Annotated in this window: 25 protein-coding genes and 1 riboswitch; of the genes, 12 read left to right on the top strand and 13 right to left on the bottom strand. The window is 37.4% G+C overall.

What is annotated here, in order from left to right:
- Positions 1-137: 137 nt before the first annotated feature.
- Positions 138-530, bottom strand: coding sequence for a YhcU family protein (locus tag ACFX4R_RS22550; RefSeq protein WP_013081630.1), 393 nt, complete (start codon positions 528-530; stop codon positions 138-140).
- A 154-nt stretch (positions 531-684) separates the two neighbouring features.
- Between ACFX4R_RS22550 and ACFX4R_RS22545 the strand changes: the two genes are divergently transcribed.
- On the top strand, positions 685-1,596 hold the full coding sequence (locus ACFX4R_RS22545) for an RluA family pseudouridine synthase (RefSeq protein ID WP_043981685.1): 912 nt from the start codon (positions 685-687) through the stop codon (positions 1,594-1,596).
- A 202-nt stretch (positions 1,597-1,798) separates the two neighbouring features.
- On the opposite strand, the gene ACFX4R_RS22540 is transcribed toward ACFX4R_RS22545, so the two are convergent.
- Together ACFX4R_RS22540 and ACFX4R_RS22535 are read right to left on the bottom strand one after the other, a co-directional pair.
- On the bottom strand, positions 1,799-3,817 hold the full coding sequence (locus tag ACFX4R_RS22540; RefSeq protein WP_162215215.1) for a methyl-accepting chemotaxis protein: 2,019 nt from the start codon (positions 3,815-3,817) through the stop codon (positions 1,799-1,801).
- A gap of 140 nt (positions 3,818-3,957) precedes the next feature.
- Positions 3,958-4,833 (bottom strand): cation diffusion facilitator family transporter, encoded by an 876-nt coding sequence (locus tag ACFX4R_RS22535; RefSeq protein ID WP_043981683.1) that lies wholly within the window; start codon positions 4,831-4,833, stop codon positions 3,958-3,960.
- A gap of 332 nt (positions 4,834-5,165) precedes the next feature.
- Between ACFX4R_RS22535 and ACFX4R_RS22530 the strand changes: the two genes are divergently transcribed.
- Positions 5,166-6,122: an L-lactate dehydrogenase gene (locus tag ACFX4R_RS22530; protein WP_013081626.1), complete on the top strand. Its 957-nt coding sequence runs from the start codon at positions 5,166-5,168 to the stop codon at positions 6,120-6,122.
- Positions 6,123-6,184: 62 nt separating this feature from the next.
- On the top strand, positions 6,185-7,765 hold the full coding sequence (locus ACFX4R_RS22525; protein WP_043981682.1) for a lactate permease LctP family transporter: 1,581 nt from the start codon (positions 6,185-6,187) through the stop codon (positions 7,763-7,765).
- Between the two features lie 95 nt (positions 7,766-7,860).
- On the opposite strand, the gene ACFX4R_RS22520 is transcribed toward ACFX4R_RS22525, so the two are convergent.
- Complete coding sequence (locus ACFX4R_RS22520) at positions 7,861-8,853, bottom strand: zinc-binding dehydrogenase (RefSeq protein WP_043981681.1); 993 nt, start codon at positions 8,851-8,853, stop codon at positions 7,861-7,863.
- Between the two features lie 413 nt (positions 8,854-9,266).
- On the opposite strand from ACFX4R_RS22520, the gene ACFX4R_RS22515 reads away from it, so the two are divergent.
- Positions 9,267-9,797, top strand: coding sequence for an IseA DL-endopeptidase inhibitor family protein (locus ACFX4R_RS22515; RefSeq protein WP_162215214.1), 531 nt, complete (start codon positions 9,267-9,269; stop codon positions 9,795-9,797).
- A 248-nt stretch (positions 9,798-10,045) separates the two neighbouring features.
- On the opposite strand, the gene ACFX4R_RS22510 is transcribed toward ACFX4R_RS22515, so the two are convergent.
- Complete coding sequence (locus ACFX4R_RS22510; RefSeq protein WP_014461729.1) at positions 10,046-10,315, bottom strand: hypothetical protein; 270 nt, start codon at positions 10,313-10,315, stop codon at positions 10,046-10,048.
- 127 nt (positions 10,316-10,442) lie between these two features.
- On the opposite strand from ACFX4R_RS22510, the gene ACFX4R_RS22505 reads away from it, so the two are divergent.
- Positions 10,443-11,585: an AI-2E family transporter gene (locus ACFX4R_RS22505; protein ID WP_013081622.1), complete on the top strand. Its 1,143-nt coding sequence runs from the start codon at positions 10,443-10,445 to the stop codon at positions 11,583-11,585.
- 35 nt (positions 11,586-11,620) lie between these two features.
- On the opposite strand, the gene ACFX4R_RS22500 is transcribed toward ACFX4R_RS22505, so the two are convergent.
- Positions 11,621-12,016, bottom strand: a complete 396-nt coding sequence (locus ACFX4R_RS22500; RefSeq protein WP_025753011.1) for an SET domain-containing protein — start codon at positions 12,014-12,016, stop codon at positions 11,621-11,623.
- A gap of 335 nt (positions 12,017-12,351) precedes the next feature.
- On the opposite strand from ACFX4R_RS22500, the gene rarD reads away from it, so the two are divergent.
- Together rarD and ACFX4R_RS22490 are read left to right on the top strand one after the other, a co-directional pair.
- Entirely contained in the window at positions 12,352-13,272 is a 921-nt protein-coding gene (gene rarD, locus ACFX4R_RS22495; protein WP_162215213.1) for an EamA family transporter RarD, read from the top strand.
- A 66-nt stretch (positions 13,273-13,338) separates the two neighbouring features.
- Complete coding sequence (locus ACFX4R_RS22490) at positions 13,339-14,109, top strand: TatD family hydrolase (RefSeq protein ID WP_043981677.1); 771 nt, start codon at positions 13,339-13,341, stop codon at positions 14,107-14,109.
- Positions 14,110-14,141: 32 nt separating this feature from the next.
- Here ACFX4R_RS22490 and ACFX4R_RS22485 read toward each other — a convergent pair whose 3' ends face one another.
- On the bottom strand, positions 14,142-14,279 hold the full coding sequence (locus ACFX4R_RS22485; RefSeq protein ID WP_013055244.1) for a lmo0937 family membrane protein: 138 nt from the start codon (positions 14,277-14,279) through the stop codon (positions 14,142-14,144).
- Between the two features lie 194 nt (positions 14,280-14,473).
- Between ACFX4R_RS22485 and ACFX4R_RS22480 the strand changes: the two genes are divergently transcribed.
- Both ACFX4R_RS22480 and ACFX4R_RS22475 read left to right on the top strand, forming a co-directional pair.
- Entirely contained in the window at positions 14,474-14,917 is a 444-nt protein-coding gene (locus ACFX4R_RS22480; RefSeq protein WP_162215211.1) for a YfmQ family protein, read from the top strand.
- A gap of 143 nt (positions 14,918-15,060) precedes the next feature.
- Positions 15,061-16,362, top strand: a complete 1,302-nt coding sequence (locus ACFX4R_RS22475) for a CitMHS family transporter (RefSeq protein WP_377570430.1) — start codon at positions 15,061-15,063, stop codon at positions 16,360-16,362.
- Between the two features lie 311 nt (positions 16,363-16,673).
- Here ACFX4R_RS22475 and ACFX4R_RS22470 read toward each other — a convergent pair whose 3' ends face one another.
- From ACFX4R_RS22470 to ACFX4R_RS22450, 5 genes are all read right to left on the bottom strand, one after another.
- Complete coding sequence (locus ACFX4R_RS22470; protein ID WP_052500341.1) at positions 16,674-17,201, bottom strand: GNAT family N-acetyltransferase; 528 nt, start codon at positions 17,199-17,201, stop codon at positions 16,674-16,676.
- A 71-nt stretch (positions 17,202-17,272) separates the two neighbouring features.
- Positions 17,273-18,814, bottom strand: coding sequence for a nickel ABC transporter substrate-binding protein (gene nikA, locus ACFX4R_RS22465; RefSeq protein ID WP_323619278.1), 1,542 nt, complete (start codon positions 18,812-18,814; stop codon positions 17,273-17,275).
- 144 nt (positions 18,815-18,958) lie between these two features.
- Positions 18,959-19,148: riboswitch (cobalamin riboswitch) on the bottom strand.
- 2 nt (positions 19,149-19,150) lie between these two features.
- Complete coding sequence (ftsZ, locus tag ACFX4R_RS22460; RefSeq protein ID WP_013055240.1) at positions 19,151-20,155, bottom strand: cell division protein FtsZ; 1,005 nt, start codon at positions 20,153-20,155, stop codon at positions 19,151-19,153.
- A gap of 359 nt (positions 20,156-20,514) precedes the next feature.
- Positions 20,515-20,904 carry a tautomerase family protein gene (locus tag ACFX4R_RS22455; RefSeq protein ID WP_013055239.1) on the bottom strand — a complete coding sequence of 130 codons (390 nt, stop codon included), beginning with the start codon at positions 20,902-20,904 and terminating at the stop codon, positions 20,515-20,517.
- 167 nt (positions 20,905-21,071) lie between these two features.
- A complete protein-coding gene (locus ACFX4R_RS22450) occupies positions 21,072-21,230 on the bottom strand; it encodes a hypothetical protein (RefSeq protein ID WP_013055238.1) in 159 nt (52 codons plus the stop codon).
- 260 nt (positions 21,231-21,490) lie between these two features.
- On the opposite strand from ACFX4R_RS22450, the gene ACFX4R_RS22445 reads away from it, so the two are divergent.
- The gene (locus ACFX4R_RS22445) at positions 21,491-22,444 is read left to right on the top strand and encodes a TRM11 family SAM-dependent methyltransferase (RefSeq protein ID WP_043981673.1); all 954 of its coding nucleotides are present in this window, start codon (positions 21,491-21,493) and stop codon (positions 22,442-22,444) included.
- 36 nt (positions 22,445-22,480) lie between these two features.
- Here ACFX4R_RS22445 and rluF read toward each other — a convergent pair whose 3' ends face one another.
- Positions 22,481-23,188 (bottom strand): 23S rRNA pseudouridine(2604) synthase RluF, encoded by a 708-nt coding sequence (rluF, locus tag ACFX4R_RS22440; protein WP_025601719.1) that lies wholly within the window; start codon positions 23,186-23,188, stop codon positions 22,481-22,483.
- Between the two features lie 339 nt (positions 23,189-23,527).
- Here rluF and ACFX4R_RS22435 point away from each other — a divergent pair, with 339 nt between their 5' ends.
- Together ACFX4R_RS22435 and ACFX4R_RS22430 are read left to right on the top strand one after the other, a co-directional pair.
- Positions 23,528-24,103, top strand: a complete 576-nt coding sequence (locus ACFX4R_RS22435; protein ID WP_043981672.1) for a TetR/AcrR family transcriptional regulator — start codon at positions 23,528-23,530, stop codon at positions 24,101-24,103.
- Positions 24,104-24,124: 21 nt separating this feature from the next.
- The gene (locus ACFX4R_RS22430; protein WP_043981671.1) at positions 24,125-25,561 is read left to right on the top strand and encodes a DHA2 family efflux MFS transporter permease subunit; all 1,437 of its coding nucleotides are present in this window, start codon (positions 24,125-24,127) and stop codon (positions 25,559-25,561) included.
- Positions 25,562-25,601: the final 40 nt, after the last annotated feature.

Raw genomic sequence — 25,601 nt, 5'->3', positions numbered from 1 at the left:
ATAAAAAGAAATAAGTTGAGACACAACTAAATGAATCCTACGTTTACCATAACAAAAAAACGAACCACTAATCAAAAATCTCGATCAATGGTTCGTTCTTCACTTCGTCTAAAATGCTTTTGTCCCAGCCTCTTTCTTTAATTTATGTATGAATTATAAAACGATTCATACGAATACGTAATCAAATTGTTTTCTTTTGCAAAACACTCAATGGAAACAGGAAATAAGAACCCGTATTTTTTTAAAATTGCAATATTTTTTTCGAATTGCTCGCAGTCGCTTTCTTCAATCGGCCGGTGTTGAATCGCTTCAATCACGGCAATTATTGTCTGAAGGCTACTAATGACTTGCAATGCTTCATCGAGTAAGCCATTATATAAATGGTCTGTACAATAATCTGGGTTTAATAATTCATCAGGATTAAGCTTATCTACAGATACATACCGAGGTAACAAGTCATAGCGAAGCTGTTCAGTCAACTCTTCTATGTAATTCTCCATTTCTGGCGGAGCTGCTTGGGCAATTTTCATGGTTACCCCCCCTTTTTCTCTTAACTTATGTCTCTTTATTTAGCATAACATAAACATAAAACGAGAACTTCAGGTAGTTATTTCCTCCTAATTATTTACAAGTTCTTTTAAAAGATTAAAGGATATTTACTAGTATGTAAGGAAGGGATTAAATATGAGTATACACGGCCAATGGCTAGAAGATAAAATCGCAAAAAATGATGCAGGGCAAACAATTGAAGAGTATTTAAAAACGAAATGGCGGATTCCTAAAAAAACGCTGCATCAGTTTCGGATGAAGAAAAATGTGCTTATAAACGGTGAGCCTTTACCATGGAGAAACACTCTTAAGGAACATGATAAAATGTCACTTCCTTTTTTTGAAGCAGAGCCTAATGAAATAACACCTTACAATGTTGATATAGAGATTTTGTTTGAAGATGAGCACGTACTAATCGTAAACAAACCCATAAACCTAGATACTCATCCTTCATCAGAACAAGACCAAAAAACTCTTTTAAACGCTGTAGCTGCTTATTTTCAAAAAATAGGCCTCAAAACAAAGCCTAGACACGTTCACCGTTTGGACAGCGATACATCAGGTGCTATCTTATTCACGAAGCATTTTGTAGCAAGCTCCGTGTTTGATCAGCTGCTGGCTGAACGTAAAATTAATCGGACTTATATTGCCCTCGTCCAAGGAATCATAAAAAAAGAGGACGGAATCATCAATGAACCCATTGGACGTGATCGTCATCACGCTACAAGAAGACGAGTATCTAGAACGGGACAAGCTGCCAAAACACGTTATCGGGTGTTAAAACGCAATACGGCAAAAAACGAAACACTTATTGAACTTTCGCTCGAAACTGGACGCACTCACCAAATTCGTGTTCATATGAGTCACATCAACTATCCATTACTTGGTGATACTCTTTATGGAGGAAAGAGATTAAAAGAGCAGCAGCAAGCTTTACATGCCATTAAGCTTTCTTTTATACATCCGTTTACACATCAGCGCGTCTCAGCTGTTGCACCTCTAACTCAGCAAGTCTTTTTGCCTTACAGCAAGTTGCTTTCCTATTAAATATAAAAGAGAGGTTAAGACACAACCAGCTAAGGGCAAACAAATAGAAGAAGTGCGCTGAACCGCTTGAGATACCTACATGAAACCTGCGTTCACCATATCAATAAAAAAATCCGAACGAGTTGAATTCTTTATCAAGAATCTCAATTCATCGTTCGGATTTTCCTTTAACTAAAATACTTTTGTCCTAGCCTCTTTTTTTCTATTGAATTTTAAATTGACGAATCAAGTTCGCCAATTCTTCACTAATCTCTTGCAGATGTTCCGCTGATTGAGAAACAGTAGAAATAGCTCTAATTTGTTCTTCTGTGGAAGCGGTAATCTCTTCAGTTCCTGCTGCTGATTGCTGTGCAATGGCTGCTATGCTTTGAATTGCCGCTACCACGTCTTCCTTATGCTCATCGATACTGTCCATGCTGCTTGTCACATGTTCGACAGCCGCCGCCACTTGTTCAATCGTAGTTGCAATTTCATGAAAAGCTCGTTCTGTATCTCCTACCACAAAGTCTTGAGACTTTGAAAGCTCTTCTGTACGGTTGCATTCTTCACGCGCAGCAGCGACTTCACCTTGAATCGCTGCAATCGTATGGCGAACTTGTTCAGTGGCCTGAGAGGACTGTTCAGCAAGTTTTCGCACTTCTTCAGCTACTACCGCAAATCCTTTGCCATGTTCTCCTGCACGAGCTGCTTCAATACTAGCATTTAATGCAAGTAAATTTGTCTGATCTGAAATACTATTAATCGTGAAAATAATAGATTCAATTTTTTTCATCTTATTTGTTAACTCTTCCATTACAGCTTGAACAGCGTGAATCGTTTGAGACGATTCAGTGGTTTGGTTGCGAAGGAGCTGCATCTGTTTTAAACCTTTTTCATTGATGCTTACAGCTTCAATCGTCATTTTATTAATCTGTGCATTTTGTTCAATGACTTCTTCAATTTGCGAAGATAAACTCATCGTTTTATGATTAGTAGAGTCAGCGTCAGAAGCTTGCTGCGTGGCACCGCTGGCAATCTCATGGATAGCCCGGCCGATTTCCTCACTGGATGCAGTTGCTTCTTCAGATACGGCACTCAAGTCTTCAACAGACGTTTTTACTGTCTCAACAGACGTCTGAACCGTGCCAATCAATGTTTTCATTTTGACTACCATATCATTAAATAAATGAGTAAGCTCACCAATTTCATCTTTTGACTTCGTCTTCACCTGAACCGTTAAATCGCCAGCTGTTACTTTGGCTACTTCATTTTTCAAGCGGCGAATTGGATTAGTAATAATTCTTGAGAAAAAGATGGTTAACACCACTGATAATAAGATTCCAATTAACGCAATCCAGACAATAACAGTCAGTAAATGATGAGCGCTTGAGAGCATTTCATTATAAATAAAGGCATTTCCTATCTTCCAATTCGTCCCTTCGAGAGTATCATATGCCATGACTCTCTCTTCACCTTGAAAGGTATACTTCATGAAATCTCTATTCCGGTCTGCTTCGTACATTTTTTTCATAAATGGCTGATTCATCAAATTTTTCCCAGCTTCTGTTGGATGAACGAGCGCTGTGCCATTTTGATCAAATAAAAATGCATACCCACCGTGATTTACTTCTGCTTTACCTACAATGTTTTTTAATGCATCTAAGTCTAAATCAGTAGCTATAACGCCCAGTACATTTTTAGTATCTGGATCTAAAATAGCCTTTGCAATTGTCACGACCGTCTTTTTTGTTGCTGCATCTTCATATGGATCCGTATAAACAACATCATTAGGTGATTCTACTGCTTGTTTGTACCATACCCTTGAAGTCGGATCATAGTTTGAACCAAACTCTTGTTTGGGAACAGAATACATTCCTTTATTTTGAGTGCCTATGTATTCAAGTGCTAGGTTTGGATACTTTTCTTTAAACTGCGTAAACTCTTTTTGAACTGTGTTCCATGTAAAATACGGATTTTTCTCTTGGTTTGTTTGATCTCCTTCCTGCTTAACAAAATTAACAATTACATCGTTTTCACTATACGTCAGCAAAGAACGACTATACATGTCTAAGTATGTATGAATGGTTTCTTTTAACTCTTTCACTTGACTTTGAGACTGAACTTCTACATCTTTTTCTATTTGCGTTTTGGTAAATTGATAAACAGCCCCTGAAACAACTAATAATAAAATAGCTATAAAAATACTAAAAAATACTACGAGCTTTGCACTTAACCTCTTCATTCCCTCACCCTTCTACAAAAACCTTTATATTACTAATAACGGCTTTTCATTTTCATTTTTGAAGAAGTTTTTGTGATTTATTTCAAATTCCCGCAAAATAAAACCAGCGCATCCTTTCATAACGAAAGAACGTGCTGGTCTTATTTTTGCTTTTCGTATGCATCAGGTTCAATATGAACAAGCGTATCTTTAATTTGATGCTCATCGTTCATCATATGTTCAATTTGATCGGCAATTTCATGGCTTTTGATAACATTTAAATGGGGGTCTACTTTAACAGTTACATCAATCACGACTTGATTACCAAGCTTGCGCGCTTTCACATCTTCTACTTCTTTTACACCTTCTACAAGCTCGATGCTTTCTTTGTAGTGCCCTAACTTTTCTTCATCAAATCCGTCCGTTAAGGAATGAGCCGCTTCTTTAAAAATCTCAATGGCTGTTTTACAAATAATAATTCCCACAGCAAAAGCAGCTACCACATCCAGCCATGGCAAGCCGAATTGTGAGCCGAAAATTCCCACAACAGCCCCTATACTCACAAGTGCATCAGACAAATTATCTTTAGCAACCGCATATAAAGACTGGCTATCAAGTTTTTTAGCAAGCTTAATATTATATCGGTAAACACCACCCATAATAGCAGCCGCTCCAAGACCTACCCAAGCAGCCAGTAAATTAGGAGCTTCAGATTTGTCCATAAATAATGACTGACCCGCATCAACCAATACTTCTAGTCCGATGACCATCATGATAAAAGAAGCAATAAGTGAAGAAATATGTTCCGCTCTGGAATGTCCATAGGGATGATCATTATCACGAGGTTTTTTAGAGATTTTTAAGCCGACCAAGACGGCAATCGATGCAATAATATCTGTAACATTATTAAGACCGTCGGCTTTTAATGCAGAGGAAGCGGTGACACCCGCAATGATAAGTTTACATGTTGATAAAAAGATATATGATAAGATACTAACCCAAGCACCTTTTTGGGCTTGCTCATAGTAGTTCTCCATCCCTTCCACTCCTTTATTCAAAATAAGCAAACTTAGTGTAACAAATGGATTTCGTGTGGGTCTATAGAAACATTATTGGCTGCTAACATACAAATAGAGAATGTTAAACTCTTTAGCTTTCTGCAAAACAAGTTGCCTTTACTCAACACTTTAAACGTTTAAGATCTTTCTAAATGTGGCACTTCATGTAGAAGGACATTTTTTAAAATCGCCCTGTAAAATTGTTTACTATTTTTTAAAGGGTGTGATTTTTATCACAGCTGAAGCAATTTATTCTTGTTACACTAACATTGTGAAAAACATCACAAAATAAAATTCAAAGGATGATACAAATGAAAACACAATTCACACCAAAAACACGAAAAGTTGCTGTTATCGGAACTGGTTTTGTTGGCTCAAGCTACGCTTTTTCAATGGTGAATCAAGGTATTGCCAATGAATTAGTGTTAATCGATATGAACAAAGAAAAAGCAGAAGGTGAAGCACGTGATATCAATCATGGAATGCCATTTGCCACACCGATGAAAATCTGGGCTGGAGATTATAAAGACTGTGCTGACGCTGATTTAGTAGTTATTACAGCGGGCGCTAATCAAGCTCCAGGGGAAACACGCTTAGATCTAGTTGAAAAAAACGTTAAAATTTTTGAATGCATTGTAAAAGATATTATGAACAGCGGATTTGACGGCATCATTTTAGTGGCAACAAATCCAGTTGATATTCTCGCACATGTTACACAAAAAGTATCAGGATTACCAAACGAACGGGTAATTGGTTCAGGAACGATTCTTGACACAGCTCGCTTCCGCTACTTGTTAAGCGACTATTTCGAAGTAGATTCTCGCAACGTCCACGCTTATATTATGGGGGAACATGGAGATACGGAATTTCCTGTTTGGAGCCACGCGCAAATTGGCGGTGTGAAGCTCGAACATTTTATCAATACTGCCGCTATTGAAAAAGAACCGGATATGCAGCATCTATTCGAACAAACCCGCGATGCGGCTTACCATATTATTAATCGAAAAGGAGCGACTTATTACGGAATTGCAATGGGGCTTGTACGCATTACCAAGGCTATTTTAGATGATGAAAATTCTATTTTAACAGTATCTGCTTTATTAGAAGGACAATATGGTATTTCTGATGTGTATATCGGCGTACCAGCTATCATTAATAAAAACGGCGTGCGTCAAATTATTGAATTGAATTTAACCCCTCACGAACAGCAGCAGCTCGAGCACTCTGCTAGCATACTTAAGCAAACTCGCGACAGAGCTTTTGTGTAACATCTAAAGATTTTTGCGGGGGACTCCCCCGCTCCCTTGTTTTAAATATGTAGTAGAGGTGTATGAATATGACGTGGACTCAGGTATATAATCCGTTAGATAATATTTGGCTTTCTGCACTAATTGCACTCATCCCCATTATCTTTTTCTTTATTGCTTTAACTCTTTTGAAATTAAAAGGACATATTGCTGCTGGTATTACGGTGCTTCTTTCTATGATTATTGCTATTTATTTTTATGATATGCCTGCCTCAATGATCTTAGGAGCCACAGGCTATGGGTTTCTGTATGCACTTTGGCCCATCAGCTATATTATTATCGGAGCGGTGTTCTTATACAAGCTAACTGTCAAAAGCGGACAGTTTACTACCATCAGACAATCTATTATTTCAATAACGGATGACCCCCGCTTGCAAATGCTGCTTGTTGCTTTTTCCTTTAATGCTTTTTTAGAAGGGGCAGCGGGATTTGGAGCTCCAATTGCCATTACAGCAGCGCTTTTAGTTGGACTTGGGTTCAAACCGTTAAAAGCAGCGGCGCTATGTTTAATTGCTAATACAGCTTCAGGAGCGTTTGGCGCCATGGGGATTCCTGTTATTGTCGCAGGACAAGTATCTGGCATAGATCCAAAAGAAATTGCTCATTTTCTTGGCACGCAGCTTCCGATTATTTCTTTTCTTATCCCTTTTTTACTTGTCTTTATTATGGATGGGATAAAAGGATTAAAAGACGTATGGAAAGCAACGAGCATCACAGCCGTTTCCTATGCACTGACACAGTATTTAACTGTTACATACATCGGCCCTGAACTTCCAAATATCACATCTTCTATTGTGAGTTTACTTGCTCTTGCTTTTTATATTAAACGAACAAGCCCGGCAGCAGCTAAAAGCTTCAGCCTGTCACCAAAACAGATTTTAAAGGCTTGGTCTCCTTTTATTCTATTAACGATACTCGTTACGGCTTGGAGCATTTCTTTTGTCAAAAAAATGCTTGAACATATGAACCTGCTTATTAACGTCCCATTTTTACACAATCACGTAATTAAAGCAGCGCCTTTAGTAAAAGATCCTACGCCTTACGCTGCTATCTTAAAAATAGACGTATTTGCAGCAACAGGTACAGCGATTCTTATTGCTTGTATCCTTTCAGTTTTCTTGCTTAACGTATCGCCAAAAGTGGCATGGACCACTCTTTTAGAAACCGTAAAAGAATTATCAAGACCTATTATTACTATTATGATGGTCATTGCTTTTGCTTTTATTTCAAATTATTCAGGACAGTCTTCTACACTTGGATTGGCGCTCGCTACATCAGCCGCTTATTTTCCATTTTTATCTCCATTTCTTGGCTGGATCGGCGTATTTCTAACGGGGTCTGTCGTATCAAATAATGCGCTGTTCGGCAACTTGCAGCTAACTACAGCTCAGCAAATTAATGTCTTGCCAGTTATTCTCGTAGCGGCCAATACTGCCGGCGGCGTGATGGCTAAAATGCTTTCTCCTCAATCAATTGCCGTCGCTGCCGGAGCAGTGGGACTGGCTGGAAAAGAAGGTGAACTGTTTAAATACACGCTCAAATACAGCATGGGATTTTTGATACTAGGAGGGTTGGTTACTTTTTTATTGGCTTGGTGGTTATGATAAAAAGCGCTAAAAAGCTGTTATTACCGTGTTTCTTTCATTTAAACAAACGTTTGATTATATAAAAAAGTCCCCAGTTAGCGCTGGGGGTTTTTTTATTCCGAAATAAGTAAACCTATGTTGCCAAATTGTTTCCCTTTATCTAATCGTTCGCAGGCTGCAACTGCCTCTGACAGCGGATAGAATCGATCGACGATTGGTTTAATTTGATGTTTCTCTATAAAATCCATCATGTCCACGAATTCTTCCTGACTTCCCATAGACGTACCAAGTATGTTGAATTGAGGATAAAAAATGGTTCTTAGAGGTAGTTCAACTTCATTTCCAGAACTTGCACCAAAATTAACAATTCTTCCATTTGGCTTTAATATTTCAAAATAAGCAGGAAATAAAGCTGCCCCCACACTATCAAGTATGATATCTACTTTTCTATTGTTGGTTTCTTCTTTTAGGTTGCTTCCGCTATCTAATGCATAATTCGCTCCATGCTTTAGAGCTTGCTTTCTTTTTTCACCACTTCTAGAAGTGACTGTTACGTTAGCTCCGATAGCTTTTGCGAATAACAATCCATAGGTCGCGACTCCGCTTCCTATACCGGGAATAAGGAGGTGCTCTCCTTTTTTTAATTGGCCTTTTGTAAATAGAGCTCTATAAGCAGTTAAAGCGGATAATGAAAGAACTCCCGCCTGTTTCCAAGATAGATAAGATGGCTTTTGTACAACGTTATTCGCTTGTATGATTACATACTCTGCAAATGTTCCATGTGATGGACCGCCTAAAATTTTAGGTGTAAGTGGAACGTGTTCTACACAATCCCACTCTAGACTTGGATTAATAATTACTTCCATTCCTTTTTTTAAACCTTTTACGCCTTCTCCCAATTCTTCTATAATGCCTGCACCGTCTGAACCGGGGATAAACGGCTTATCTCCTTTGCCTCGATTATTCATAACGAATAAATCTCTCCGGTTTAAACCTGCTGTTTTTAGTCTTACTTTTACTTCTCCTCTTTCAGGGAGCATCTCCTGAAGATTTCTGTACTTCATGCCTGCTATTCCACTTTTTTCACTATGTATAATACCTTTCATCATTTCGCCTCCTTTTAATCTACTCTACTAAAAACCTCAAAACCCAAAAAGAAATATGCCTAAAAAAGGAAAACAAACTTTTAGAATCGATCTTTCACTGTTTTATCTTTATTTTTCTGTATCGTAAAGGTATTAAGCTTCTTTTATTACATTTTTGTTACAAACAATCTTTTTTTGAAAAAAAGATTAAAAAGTAGAAAGAAACGCCTGAAAACGTTGATAAATCAACCTTTAACTGGTAATTCCCTTACTATAACTAGTTTAGAAACTAGTAAAAAACTAAAAAAATTTAAGAAAAAAAGACAAAACACTTTCTTTTATTACAAATTTATTGTAATATAAATGTAACAAAAGAAATATAAAACACATAATTGTTACATAAATAAGGTTAATTAATTAGGAGTGAGTTAGAAATGAAAAAAATTGGACTAGTTTTATCATCAATCGCTATTTTCTTTACACTAAGCACTGGAGTTACAGCACAAACAACATCTACAACACTAACGGATGCAAATGCTGTCAAAATTGCAGCTAGTGCCAGCAATCATTTCTGGAGTGCTCTGCACGGTTATAAAAACAAACCATGTACAGAACGTACATTTGAATATAAAGGAACTGAGTACGTGTATCTTTGCCCTGAATTTGATACAAAAGCTGAGCTATCAAGCTACTTATCTGAGACATTTACAAACAGTGCAGTAGAAAAAGGATTAACAAATTACGGCTATATGACATATAACGGCAAACTTGCACATCCAATCGGCGACGGATTCAGCATGTTAGAGTGGTCAAAAGCAAAAACAAAGCTTGTGTATCAAACAGCAACAGTTCGCTCTTATGAATTCACAGTTCCAACTGTAGATGGCGGCAGCGTAAAACGAACTGTCACATTCTATAAATCTAATTCTCAGTGGAAAGTAAATAAATTTGACGCTGTTCAATAATAAAAAAAGCAGGCCTGCTTGAGCAGACCTGCTTTTTTCTTTTTGATCGATAACATAAATAAAACTTCTACTTACAGCGCTCTAATAGCTGTAAATAGAAGTTGAGATCACAAGTTTAAGTAAATCAAATTTTGTCGAATCCTGTAGAAACAGTGATAAGTTACGTTTTATATTACAGGCTAAATTGCTTATTGTCAACATAATTCAGCAAAAAGATAGGGCAATATATTCAGAGCATAATAAAGACATTAACTTGGATTTTGTTCATGTTCCTCTGGGTTATCATGTACAGGATGAGCGCCTGGAAATAATCTTTGCGCTTTTTCATGAAGATTTTTGTTTTCATAATTAAATGCGCTATACGTTCGCTGCCCTTCTTCCCATGAAGTAGATTTCCCCAGTTTTTGATTAACAGGAGAGCCGAAAGGACCGTCTGGAAATTCTTCAGCGGTTATATACTCATGGCTTTTTTCTACTGTAGAGAAATCATCATACGATGGTTGCTTGTCTTCTTTCAATGATTTTACCCCTTCTTTCTAGAAGATTTTCTACTAGTATGCACACTTCTTTGTAAAAAACCCTCTTAAATTAGTCTAAATCAGGGTATGATAACTATACATTTATTTTTAAAAGGAGTTGAACAGCTTGGAACCTAGACCTCAGAAAGGAACTTTTTTCCGAGAGAAAATCTTAAATAATAAATTTGTTGTATATACAATTATTATTTTTATTCTCAGCATGACTATTTTTTCGTTATCAAAAATCGGATTTATTTTAATTCCTATCTCTATTTTTATTAAAACAATCGCACTGCCGATTATCTTAGCAGGAATTTGCTTTTATTTATTTAATCCGCTTGTTGACTTTTTAGAACGAAAAGGTGTAAAACGAATTATTTCCATTCTTGTTTTATACATAGTGATTATCGGCGCGTTAGCCATTATTATTTCATCGGTTATTCCACCTCTAAAAAATCAAGTTGACCGTCTTATTGATAATATCCCAGAGCTGACGCATGACGTTCAGCATGCGGTGACGAACCTTTCGAATAACCGATATGTCGAACAAGGTCTTCAGTCGGCTAACACGGACCTAGATAAGATTTCAAAAGATGCATCAAAACACTTGAGTAAATATGTTTCTGGATTTTCAAGCGGTATTGTGAACTTTGTCGGCACCATTACAGAAATTATATTATCGGTTGCCGTTTTACCCTTTATTCTTTTTTACTTGTTAAAAGATGGGAAAAATTTACCTAATTACATTGTAAAACTGCTTCCAAACCGCTCTCGTTCTGAAGCTAAATTCATTTTAGCCGACATGAACCACGCATTAAGCGCATATATTCGCGGGCAAATTTTTGTTGCGATTTGTATAGGTGTACTGCTTTTCATTGGCTATCTGATTATTGGATTAGATTATGCATTACTTCTAGCGATTATCGCCATGGTAACCAACGTTGTGCCTTACCTTGGTCCTATTATCGCCATTATTCCAGCCATTATTATTGCGTTTATTACCTCTCCTTTCATGCTTGTAAAACTAGCCATTGTCTGGGCAGTTGTTCAATTGCTTGAAGGTAAAGTAATATCTCCGCAAATTATGGGAAGAAGCTTAGACATTCACCCGATTACCGTCATTTTTGTCATTCTAACCGCCGGAAACTTATTCGGAATCATCGGTATCATTTTAGCCGTCCCTGGATATGCCGTTTTAAAAGTTATTATTACGCATATTTACCAATTCATCCGTTTGAATTCTACTATGTATCCAGATAAAAAAGCATAATAAAAAGCCCATCGATTTTCGATGGGCTTAACTTTTTACTTTTGTTCTTCTTCATCTTCACGATCAAACCAAAGGAGCTCTTGATCATCTTCATCTCCATTATAGTTGATGAGAATTTCTTCTCCTGCTTGGATATCCGTATATGCATAAAAATCAAAGGTATGATTGTCAAAATTAATTTCATACGTAGCATTGGGTGTATACGAGTGATTAAACAGCATACCGTATCCCAAAAGAATAGCCGTATGATTCACTCCATATTCAAAAGCATAATCCGCTAGTGTTGTTTTCTCAATAAAATCATGCTCTTTATTAGGATAAGCGATAACAGGAGCTTCGTGAATAAGCGTTCCTTTTTTAATATCTTGCTTAGCAAATACACCTCTGTTAAATTCTCCGTCGCTTATCGCAGACGCTTTTATTTCGATCATATTCGTCACCTATATATTCTTTCCTCTAAGATTTTTTTCTTCCTTAAGCTTGACAGTTTCTAATGGGGAAATCAACTGTTTTTCATAACCACTTGAATATAAGCTGAAAGAGCGCTTATCATGCACACTTGTGTAAGCACTTACCTTGTTAGAAACTCGCAATTTGATTTTATTTTAGACATGGAAAAGCAATGACCTTGCGCATAGCGCTTTTTTGAGCCATTCAACATGTGAAGAATCGTTTTTCTCTGTGATATAATCGTTTATGCTGCTTTTTTATGTTAATCTATCACTCTTATTACCAAATTTATCTCATGTTAGAAAGAAGGTTTTAAATGAACTTAAATCATGACAAAGAGGGTGTAACGTATGCAGTCCTTTCTTATCTTATGTGGGGGCTCACGCCAATTTATTGGAAGCTGGTCCACCACGTAGCACCGGGGGAGATTTTAGCTCAGCGCGTTTTTTGGTCTTTTATTTTTATGCTTATTCTTTTATTGATAACAAAGAAATGGCGTACATACATTACGTTTGTAAAAGAAATAATGAAAAAACCATCCTTATTCTGGGCCCTTTTTACTACGTCTGTACTTATTAGTGCAAATTGGGGCATTTTTATGTGGGCTGTCATTGATGGAAAAATAGTAGAAGCGAGCCTTGGACAATATATTAATCCCCTAACAAGTGTTTTATTAGGTGTTATTGTCTTAAAAGAGAGATTAAGCGGGGCTCAAATTTTTTCATTTATACTAGCAGCGATCGGGGTATTAACACTCAGTCTTCATTATGGTGTGGTTCCTTGGATTTCGCTTAGTTTAGCTCTTACTTTCGGATTATATGGTTTGGCAAAGAAAAAGATTAAAGCTGATTCAACAATCGGATTAACTCTTGAAACGATGGTCATCTCCCCTATTGCATTAGCATACATAGGCTACCTCACGTTTCAATCACACTTGCAGTTTTTTGATTCTTTTTCAACAAGTCTCTTGTTAATCGGAAGTGGAATGGTCACAGCTCTCCCACTCTTATTATTCACAAAAAGTGCTAAAAAAGTATCATTATCAATGCTTGGTATTCTTCAATATATTTCACCAACCTTATCTCTGCTAGCAGGAGTAATTCTGTACCATGAATCGCTAACAAAAGCTCATGTTATTGCTTTTAGTTTGATTTGGTTAGCTCTTATTGTTTATACGTTTTCATCTATTGCTAAATGGGGGAACAAAAAATACATAAAAAATAAAATGGAAGCCTAACAGAAGCATACATTTTCTTACGTATTATTTCTAAACAAATTGGGCTGAAAGGAGCGAGCGATATTTATGAAACAAATCATTGACGCTCATATTCATCTCGATCAATATGAACCGAAAAGCTGGAAAGACATAATAGAGAAGGATCCTTCGTTACAAGCGCTTATTTCTGTATCTTCCACATTACAGTCTTGCCAACTTAATCAAAAAATCAGCCAATTGTATTCCTGTGTGAAACCCGCCTACGGATTTCATCCTGAACAAATGCTGCCTTCTTCAAATGAATTAGCGGAGCTGTTTGCCTGGATTGATCAAAACAATGAAGAAATGATAGCTGTTGGGGAGGTAGGTCTACCTTATTACTTAAGTCAGACCTATACTCTTTCTCTAGAGCCCTATTTGGAGCTGCTTGAAGCTTTTATTATTCATTCAAAAAAATGGGGAAAACCATTAATTCTTCACGCTGTATATGAAGACGCTGAAATTGTGTGTGACTTACTGGAAAAACATTCCGTGTCTAAAGCTCACTTCCACTGGTTCAAAGGAGCTAAAAAAACCGTTGAACGAATGAAAAACAACGGTTACTATATTTCAGTTACACCTGATATTGTATATAAGCCTAAAATCCAAGCGCTTGCCATGGAATACCCTCTTGACTACTTGATGGTCGAAACAGATGGTCCGTGGCCATTTGAAGGACCTTTTCAAAACCAGATAACGGTTCCATCAATGATACATCAGTCCGTTGAGGAAATAGCACGTCTCAAAGGAGTTTCTGAAACGGAAGCATATGATTTTTTATATCAAAATACGTCTTGTTTTTATAATATCTCCATATAAAAGGCCTTTCCCTAAGGAAAGGCCTTTTATATCTAAATTCGTTTCACAAGTTTTACGATTAGCACAATCACTGCAATGACAAGAAGAATGTGAATGATGCCGCCGCCAATATGAAAAACTAATCCTAATAACCAAAAAATAAATAAAAGTCCAATAATCGTCCACAACATAATTTTTTCTCCTTTTTTTATATGTAGTATTTGTTATAATTTTATATTTCCCTAAATGTGCATAAATAAACGTATTTCATATACATCTTTTCACTGAGGAAGGTTCACATAATGTACAAAAAGCAATCATGTTCTCTGTGGTAAAATAAGTATGTAATCTTATTTCATTTAAACTATAGCGGAGATGATTAACTATGACGTGGATTGTATTACTTTCCATCATTCTTGTAAGTGCACTCAAAATATTAATAACGTGTCTTCCAACTCCAGTGGTCAAATGGCTTATGACTAAATTTCAATTACACCCAACACTTGATGACCAAAGCGTTACTGTCACAGTTGATGGGAAACATTTAGAAGGCAAAGACAAAATGCAAGTGATTGATTATTTTAATAAAGCAACATTTTTAAAACAATATTATGTCCATGACGGAAATAAGGACTATTATAAACACCTAGAAGACAGTGAAACTCCACTGGTTATCGATACGAAAAAAGGAAAAAAAGATGTTCGATTATGCGTATACAGTTATGATGATCATGTCGATGTCGTAAAACAGTATAAAAAGAAAATTATTGCTTACAGCCTGCTGTCTGAGCACCTTCAAAAGCAGTCCATAACAGCTGACCTAGCTTAAACCAGTCGCCTATAAGGCGGCTTTTTTGGTTTTTAGTTTTAGTTTGAAGCTATCTTATTTAAAAACACCAAACTTTAACAGTAATTCTAATGCTATAATGTAAATTAATATAATTTTCTAACTTTTATAAGAGGTGATGGATAATGCTTTCTTTGTTAGGGTTTGGAATGATTGCGACTTTTCTATTTCTTGTCATCAGTAAACGCTTGTCCGTGGTTGTTGCTTTTATTTTTGTCGCTATCCTCTTTGGTATAATTGGAGGTTTTAGTGCCCATATGGGCGATATGATGATGAATGGTATTTTAAAAGTAGCTCCTACGGCCATTATGATCGTTTTTGCTATTTTATATTTTGGACTAATGATTGACGTCGGTTTATTTGATCCTATGATTTCTCGTGTCCTAAACATTGTGAAAGGCGATCCTTTAAAAGTCGTAATGGCAACTGCCGTTATTACAATGCTTGTTGGCTTGGACGGAGACGGCTCTTCTACATTTTTAATTACAGTTTCCGCCTTGCTTCCTTTGTACACAAAACTGGGAATGAACCGACTAATACTGGCTTGTGTTATTAGTTTAAGCGCAGGTGTTATGAATATGATTCCTTGGGGAGGTCCTCTCGTAAGAGCCGCAGCAAGTTTGCAATTAGAAGTATCAGATCTATTTAACCCTCTTATTCCAGCTATGGCAGCGGGATTGATGTGGACTTTATTTTCAGCATATCTACTCGGAAAGAGAGAGAAAGCGCGCTTAGGAACCATTCATTTAAAAGGTTCATCAATGGCTTTTGCTGAACAGCTTTCAGTTCATGAGACCCCTGGGAAGCCACCTAGACTCTTTTGGTTTAATGCCTTATTGATACTGTGCTTAATGACCCTCTTGGTCGTAGACATACTCCCTATTCCTATTTTATTTGCTATTGCTTTTGCCATTGCTTTATTTGTTAATTTTCCTCATCCAAAAGAACAGCAGGAAAGAATCTTAAGTCATGCAAACAGCTTTGTAATGGTTAGTACGTTGGTTTTTGCAGCCGGAATCTTTACAGGCGTTTTTACAGAAACAAAAATGATGGATGCCATGGCTAATACCATTGTCAGCCTCACTCCTGAATGGCTGGGCCCTCACCTTCCCTTAGTTGTAGCAATAACGAGCCTTCCTCTTAGCTTTGTATTTTCACCTGATGCTTATTATTTTGGCATTTTACCTGTTATTAGCCATACAGCAGCTAATTTTGGTGTAGACCCTGTAGAAATAGGACGAGCAGCTTTATTGGGACATTCCACAACTGGGTTTCCCCTATCTCCTTTAGTACCCGCTACTTTCATTCTGATTGGGCTGGTTGAAGTAGATTTCGGGGAGCATCAAAAGTTTCTTTTCAAGTGGGCCTTTGGAACAACTATTGTGATGACAATTACAGCCATTTTAACGAATGCTATTTCCTTTTAGACTCTACCATAAAAAAGGAAGCCGACTACCATAAGGCAATCGGCTCACACATGTAGGATATTGATTTAACACTAACAAAGTACAACACAACATTAGTAATTATATAATATATTTCATTATTTTGAAAGCGATTTCATAGATATTTTTAAAAATATTTTGTTATTTGTTTTTCGTAGAAAAAAACCACGTTTCAGCCAATTCGAAACGCGGTTCTTTTCTGTAAGGACTTGCCCTACAGGCTATAAATGTAAGTACGCTCATTATAGCATGAGCTCTTATCTAGATTCTATGGTAATTACTGTATAATATCGTTACATTACGACCGGTTGTATTTTTCTGTCCATGTGCAGCGTATTCCATGGCTCATCCTGTTCAGCAAGCCTTTCGATAAAATCTTGTGAAGTCCAGAATGGAATAGCCCCCGGTAAAAAAGGATGAGTATGCAGATACAACGTGTCATAAAAATGACTTTGAGCAAATTGTTCCACTGCCTTTAACAGCTGCTGTCCAATGCCTAGACGCCGGTATGCTGGATCGACATAGCATTTTACAATCTCGGCTGCAGTTTTATGTTCATATCGCTTTTTTAATGCATGAAACCTTCCATCGTAAGCGTATAAACCAATTGTTCCAATTACTTGTTGATTTTCCGTGACAGCTGCAAAAAAAGCAGCGCCTTTCGCTTGAACATAATATTCATTAAAATGAAGCAAATCCACAGGAAGCTGATTTTTTTCCATCATAGGAAATAGCTCATTCCGCATATTCATGACAAACTGAATCACTTCAGCATCCTTTTCTTTTACTTCTTTAATTTGATACATTGGTACTTCTTGCACGTTTACTGTCACATCCTTTGATCTATCATTGTATACTTTCTCTTTTTCCTATAGGAACAACACAATATTGACTATGGCGTTACGTCTAAATGCTGAGTCAGCATATAATACTCGCTTGGATTTGTGGTCCAGTTTTTCACCTTTTGATTATAAGCAACAACAATGTTTGGATGTACAATCGATGACGTCAGCATTTCTGCATTAATCAAAGCGGTTGCTTGCTTAGCTAACTGATCTCGCTTTGCGTCATCTACGGTTAAATTTAACTGCTGAATCATTTTTGTTAGCTTCTCATCATCAATCCGGCTGGCATTTAAACCACCGCCCGGCAAATAGTTCGTACTTAAATAATAGCTTGCATCTCCTCTAGGTGCAGTGATAAGACTGTACAGTGCTAAATCCCAATCGTCTTTTGCCATTACATATTCATCGCTGTCCTCAACGAGATGAATCTTAATAGTAATTCCTAACTCTTTCGCATTAGACTGTATAAGCTGAGCAATCAAAGGAAGTTCTGGCAGAGAGCTGTATGTGACAAGAGAGAGCGATAATGGCTTTCCATTTTTGATTGTTTTGCCATTTTTAATTTGATAGCCTGCTTTCTCTAAATATTTTTTAGCAGATGGCATACCTCTTTGCTCATTAGCATTATTATCAGCAAAAGGAAATTGGGATAAAAATGGACCTCGAGCTGCTGCCGCTTGATTGTTCATGATGCTGCTGACAATTTCTTTTCGGTTCAGTAAGGTATCGATAGCTTTTCTTACATTTTCGTCTTTTAATGCGTCATTGGTTTGATTATAAAGTAATAAATGTGTACGCACACTGGGTACTCCACTTACCTTAAAAGACGGATCTGTTTGTAAAGTGCCCAAACTTTCTAAAGGCGGGCGATAAATAATATCGGCTGTTCCGGACTGAAGAGCCGCAACTCGCGCATTAGCATCTTCGTTAAATGCAAAGATCGCATTTTTCAATTTTACTTTCCCATTCCAATAATGTTCATATCTTTCTAACTTCACTTGATTTCCTTGATCGAAAGTCAAAACTTGAAATGGACCTGTGCCAATAGGCTTCTTAGCTATATTAGAAACATCAACATCTATAATAGCTGTGTTTGGATGCACTAACTCAGAAGGAAATTTAGGCATTGGTTCTTTTAATGTAATTGTCAGCGCATGACCGTTCGCTTTGATTTCTTTAATATTTAAAGCGTTTTTCATCGCATAACTTTGATCTATCGTTCTTTGAAGAGAAGACTTAACGGCATTTGCATCTAGCGCTTTACCATTTTGAAACGTAATATTCTTTCTTATCGTAAATGTCCACGTAAGACCGTTATCTTCCGTTTTCCACTTTTCAGCAAGCCAGGGCTTTATTTTTAAATCATTGCTGATTTTAACAAGCGTCTCCCCTACTCCCGCACGAACTGCTGTATAATTATCATCCGTATGAGGATCAAGCGTTGCAGATGTAAAATTAAATAAAAACGTCACACTTTTATCCGTTTTCTTTCTTTCTTTTATACTTATGCTCTCTTCATTAGGAGCGCAAGCAGTGAGGCAAAGTAACACAAGAAATATCATAGATACGAGTTTTTTATTATTTATCATTGATTTTTCCACCTTCTATTTTAATACACAAAAAAAGCACTTCTAAAAAGAAGTGCTTGTCTTCAAAACAAATTCAGATAAACGTATCCCTTGTTTATCTTATTTTTGATTCTGCCAAAACACCTCCCTATCCTCGTAGGTTATTGTGTGCTGCGATTTATGGCAGGTCTCCTGGCTTCAAGTCATTGCCTTATACCGCCTTCCCGTCTCTAAATAGACAGTGGCTTTTTGACATAAGGCTCCTTGTTACAGTGGCGGGACCGCTCCGGATTTGCACCCGATTCCCTTTTAAGGCAATTGAAAAACAATTGCCACCATAAAAACTGGTTATTTAATTTAGTAGCGTGCTCTTGAAACTCTAGAAGTAGAAGCTGATGGTGAAACATCTTCATCATCAAATCCAGTGGCAATAACGGTTACCATCATTTCGTCCTTTAAATCTTCATTAATCACGGACCCAAAAATCATATTTAAGTCCTGATCAGAAGCAGACGTGACAATATCTGCTGCTTCCTGTACTTCGTAAAGACTCAGGCTGCTGCCGCTCGTAATGTTCAACAGCACGCCTCTTGCTCCATCAATCGATGCATCTAGCAGCGGACTAGAAATCGCTTTTTTCGCTGCTTCAATTGCCCGGTCTGATCCAGAAGCTCGTCCGATACCCATAAGCGCAAATCCTTGATTAGACATGATTGTTTTTACATCAGCAAAGTCAAGGTTAATCAGCCCCGGAACAGCGATTAAATCTGAAATACCTTGAATACCTTGGCGAAGAACATTATCTGCTTCACGGAATGCTTCAAGCATAGGCGTCTTTTTATCGACAATTTCAAGCAAGCGGTCGTTTGGAATCACAATAAGGGTATCTACCGATTCATTCATCGCAGTAATACCGCCTACTGCTTGCTTCGTACGTTTGTTTCCTTCAAACTTGAACGGGCGAGTGACTACTCCAATTGTTAAAGCATTTAGTTCACGGGCAATTTGGGCAATAACCGGAGCTGCTCCAGTACCGGTTCCTCCGCCCATGCCAGCTGTTACGAATACCATATCTGCGCCTTGCAGTACTTCTTGAATTTGTTCTCTGCTTTCTTCGGCTGCTTCTCTTCCCACTTCTGGATTAGCTCCTGCACCTAATCCTCGCGTTAAGGCCGCACCAATCTGCATTTTCACATCTGCTTTAGATAAGTTAAGCGCCTGAGCATCCGTATTAACGGCGATAAATTCTACTCCTTGTACACCGTGTTCAATCATACGGTTAACGGTGTTATTTCCTCCACCGCCGACCCCAATTACTTTAATTCGCACTAATGGCGATACATCTGCATCAAATCCAAACATTCTAAGTTCCTCCTCAATGATCAAAATTACTTTCTCTTATTATCCGAAAAAACACGTGAAGAACCTTTTACTCCTATGTTTAACGCGTAACTGTTCTTTTGTTTTACAGATTTTATACACTTCTCTTTTAACCTTTAAATCTTTACATCTTTATGTAAATTTATTGTTGTTCTAAAATTAGTACGCCGAACTCTTTTATGGTTTTTCCACTCAAAATGGCATATAAGCTTATTGTATCATTCATTTGACAGATGTCTGTATTTAATTTTGAGTAAGATGTGACTAAGAGAATAATATTTTTATAGACAAAATGAGAAAAAGCCCTTAGAAATAAGGGCTTCTCTAGATAATAAACCGTTTTATAATTTCCCAGTTAAGAATTGAGCCTCTCCCATGCCAAAGCTCCAGTCAGCATTACCGTTTTCAACAATCGAAATCATAATGTCGTTTGGCTGAATGCCGCAACTCTCTCCAAGCTCTTTTACAATTAATCTGTAAAGTGCTTGCTTTTGCTCTTCTGTTCGCTGTTTACTCGTTACACTTATAATAACCAAATCCTTGCTTCTCTCAAAGCCAAGACCTGTATCTTCAATAATCATTTCATGAGCAGGATGCTGATGTACAATTTGATAACGGTCGCGCTCCGGGACGCCAAAGGCTTCTAGCATCGCTCGGTGAGCAGCGTCTAGTAATGTTTTTAACTCTTTTTCATCTCTTCCTTCTATTACATCAAATCTAAGTAATGGCATACTAAGTAACCTCCAGCTTTTTGTCTAATATATTATTGCCTCATCATATCACAACTATCATTTGTAAAAAAAAGATATGCTATTCACAATGTGCTCTCTAGTGAAAGAGACCTCAAATGCTTCAATAAAAGCTCAACTTAACAAAAAGAAATGAGCAGTATAACGGCTCATTTCATTAGTACAAAAACATTTATAATAAGAGCTAAAATACATACAGATACAATGGCAATGAGTACGTTCATCACAAGGTTTTGCGAGGATGTTTTGGCTTGTTTTTTCATATCAGCCCGACTCATCTGTTGCTTTTCATGATCACTTTTAGACATCACGTAGCCTCTCCTATTCATCAAAATGTCAGCAGTGTGTAAATGATTTTTGAGAAACCTTGATCCAGTTCTTTTGTATAGACAGCAGCACATGCAGGTTATCACCAGTTATTTTAGCATGTTTTGTCAAATAAGTGGACTATGTAGCGCTTCAATTTATTATTCACAGCCAAATATATTTAAATTCGTTGCTTTTCTCTTCTTTTCTCGCTATTGTTTGAGAAGAAGGATAATTAGATACGATAAAGGATGATACGATATTGAATAACCATACGCAGCTGCCTCAGTATATCTACACATACGCATGCAGCGAAGAGGAACTCTCACTATGTCAATTAGAGAGACGCTCTCTTTTTGAAATTGAAACTGAGAAACCTATCATAAAAAGTGCCGTTAAACTTGATCCAAGCAGAAGCCCTTTTATCAAAGAGCGATTAGATATTATGTATGAATCAGATGACCTTGCAGATATTTGTAAGCAAGTAGAAGATATTGACCTCGGAGACAAAACATTTAAACTCATTTTTATGAAAATTAATGACTTGGAAAAAGATCAAAAAATAAGTTATAAAGGTCAGCGTGCTATTGAACGTGATGTGGGTTGGCATTTTGTAGCAGAAGCAGACTTGCATAACCCTGACCATTTGTTTGGCATTGTTCCATTTGAAGGACGCTGGTATTTTGGGAAATATCAAAAAAGCGAAGCAGTATGGCTGCATCATTTGAAAAAACCGCGTGAATACTCTACAGCACTCAGTACCCGCCTTGCAAGAGCTGTAGCTAACATTGCCGTTCCAAACCCCGAAGGAATCAAAGCGATTGATCCATGCTGCGGTATCGGTACAGTCCTTGTAGAAGCCCTTTCAATGAGCATTGATATTGTAGGACGCGATATCAATCCACTTGTGACTGACGGATCTCGTGAAAATATTGCGCATTTCGGCTTAAGCGGTGATGTCAAAACTGGACCGATTTCAGATGTTACAACTCACTATGATGTAGCTATCATCGACATGCCTTACAATCTCTACACCCACGCGACGCCTGAAGATCAGCTTTCTATTTTAAAACACGCGCGCCGCTTTGCGGATAAAGTAGTCGTGATTACAGTAGATACGATTGACCATATGATTCATGAAGCGGGCTTTTCTATTTCAGATCGCTGCGTAGCGCGCAAAAGCGTTTTTTCTAGACAAGTAGTTGTATGCGAATAAAAAAGACACCAGTCTAACAGGCTGGTGTCTTTTGATTTACCACTCTTTAGGTTCATAGTCTAATTCTTTGAATAGCTGCGTACGCTCTTTTTTCGTTAAATCTCTCCATTGCCCAACAGGTAAGTTATTTAAATGGATATTCATAATACGAGTGCGCTGAAGGCGGTACACTTCATATCCGAGCACTTCACACATACGGCGAATTTGACGATTTAAACCCTGTGTTAAAATAATTTGAAACTCATACTTAGACAGCTGTGTCACTTCACAAGGAAGCGTTTTTGTGCCTAAAATTTTTACTCCCTCAGACATGTTTTTGATAAACTCTGGTGTAATTGGCTTATCTACTGCAACAATATATTCTTTTTCATGCTTGTTTTCTGCACGTAAAATTTCATTAATAATATCGCCGTCATTTGTAAGTAAAATTAAGCCGTCTGAATCCTTATCAAGTCGTCCAACGTGGTGAATACGCAAAGGGTGATTGACTAAATCAATGATGTTTCCCTTTACTTTTTTTTCACTCGTACTTGTAATGCCGACTGGTTTATTAAGCGCAATATATACATTATTTCGAGCAATCCGAAGCTGTTGTCCGCTTACTCGAATATCATCGCCAGGCTTAACTTGATCTCCGACTTTTGCAACCTTTCCATTAACGGTTACTCTTCCTTCACTAATTAACTTATCTGCCCCGCGTCTTGACGCCTTTCCAGATTCGCTAATAAATTTATTCAGTCTCAGGTGAATCACAACCTTACATTTAAAAATTTTAAAATTTGTCTCTTCTATTAGAAACAGACATATGCCAATTTCTATACCGTCCCTATCGTAACATGCTATACGCTTCTCGTCTTCTTTTAATTTCATTACTTAATCATATTTTTTTAACAGTAATAGAAGTATAGGTCCAAAATACTTTGTAACCTTATTCTTAACATTTCAATCAATGCTTACACCTGTGAAACTTGCATCAATCTTTACTTATATACAAGACCTAGACGTCTGGATTGACTGATCAGTATAGAGTTGCTACCATTATACTGACCGATCAACTAGTAATTATATCAGGGAGCTGTTTTCATGGAACCAACCAATTCAAAAGAAAAAATTTTAAGCGCAGCTGCTAAACTTTTTCGCAAAAAAGGCTATCACGCCACCAGTCTAAGTCAAATTACAAAAGAAAGCAGCGCTCCGAGAGGATCTATTTATTATTATTTTCCGGATGGAAAACAACAGTTAGCAAAAGAAGCTATTCAAAAAACGGGAGAAAGAGTCAAAGCTTATATCGAAAAATCCCTCGCTTCTCATGAAGATGCCGCGTCAGCTATTCAATATCATATAAAACTGATGGCTGATCGAATGTTTGAACAAGTGGAAAATGAAGCGGATATCTCTCTCGCTGCTATGTCGAGTGAAGTATGGTCATCAAACGAAACGCTTCGCATGACCTGTGAAGCCGTGTATAACGAGTGGGAGCAAGTTTATGCAGATAAGTTAGTTTGTTCAGGTTATGAACAAGAGGAAGCAAGACAGCTAGGTTCAGCTATACAGTCTTGGATTGAAGGGGCTTATACTCTTTCATTAACTAAAAATAGTACAGTCCCTATGCAAATTGCAGCTGACCAAATTGGCAAGCTGTTTGCAAACAAAAATTAATTTAGTAAAAGGAGGTCACTTATGACACAAACAGAAGAAAAAATGAGTACACAAAGTAAGCTTATCCTTTTCATTTTGATTCTAGGGAATTTTTTATGCTTAATTAGTGAAACGGTAATGAACGTGGCCTTGCCAAGTATCATTTCAGATTTTCACATTAGAACGAGCTCAGCTCAGTGGTTAACTACCGGATATATGCTTGTAATCGGCATCTCTGTTCCGGTTTCTGCTTTCTTAATTCAACGATTCACATTAAGACAGCTGTTTGTGACGGCTATGAGCTTTTACTTAATTGGGTCCTTCATTGGATTTACTACTCCCTGGTTTTCTCTGCTTTTTGTGGGCCGTATGATTCAAGCGTTAGGGACAGGCATTATTTTACCTCTTGTGATGAGCACAATGTTAACACTCGTGCCTGTTAGCAAACGCGGCACCGTAATGGGAATTTTTAGCGTAGCTATTTTATTTGCACCGGCAATAGGACCTGTTCTTTCAGGATTAATTATTCAATATTATTCGTGGCAAATTATATTTCTAGGTCTTTTAATTGCAGCAGCGCTTATTTTCCTATTTGCTCTTTTCAAGCTCAGTAACGTTTCTGAAACATCTAGACCAACAATTCATATCCCATCTGTGATTCTTTCTACAATTGGGTTTGGAGGAGTTGTTTATGGATTTAGCGCAGCTGGTGAAGAGACGGGATGGAGTAATCCTATCGTATGGCTTACGCTCATAATTGGCGTCATAGCTCTTGCTTTATTTGTCAGACAGCAAAGCAAGCTGAATTCTCCTATGATTAATATGAAGCCTTTTAGATCGTCTGTGTTTTCAAAATCGATTTTCTTAATGTTTCTTATTATGATGATTCAGTTTTCAATGATGTTAATTTTGCCGCTATACTTCCAAACGGCTGCGGGACTGTCTCCTTTGCAAACAGGGTTTCTTATGCTTCCAGGCGGCGTAACGCTGGCTCTAACAGCTATGGTGGGAGGACGTTTGTTTGACAAAATCGGATTTAAACCGCTGCTTTTAACGGGCTTAGTCCTTTTAACAATTATCTTAAGTTTGTTCACTACTATTTCAAGCGGAACAAGCACGACGACTGCAGCCATCTTATACGCAGCCTTTACAATTGGCGTAGGTTTAAGCATCGGTCCCGTGATGACGCTTGCTTTAAATCAAGTGCCAAAACCGCTTCATGCCCACGGTTCAGCTATTTCAAATACGATTAACCAAGTTTCAGGTGCGATTGGACCCGCTTTGTATACAAGTATTATGACCATGGCTTCTCAGCACTTTATTCAACAATCAAACGAAACGAATAAAACGCTGTTACAAATAAAAAGTATGACAAGCGGGGTCCATACCGTCTATTATGTAGCCATCGCTTTCGCCGTCGTTTCGTTCCTGCTCGCTCTTACGTTAAAGAAAAAAGACCAGCAGCTCGAAACGCAATAAATAAGAAACTGATAAGAGCTGCTCATAATTTGAGCAGCTC

Source organism: Priestia sp. YIM B13490, assembly GCF_042787735.1.
In the GTDB taxonomy this organism is placed as follows: Bacteria; Bacillota; Bacilli; order Bacillales; family Bacillaceae_H; genus Priestia; species Priestia megaterium.
This window is presented reverse-complemented; position numbering and strand designations above follow the sequence as displayed.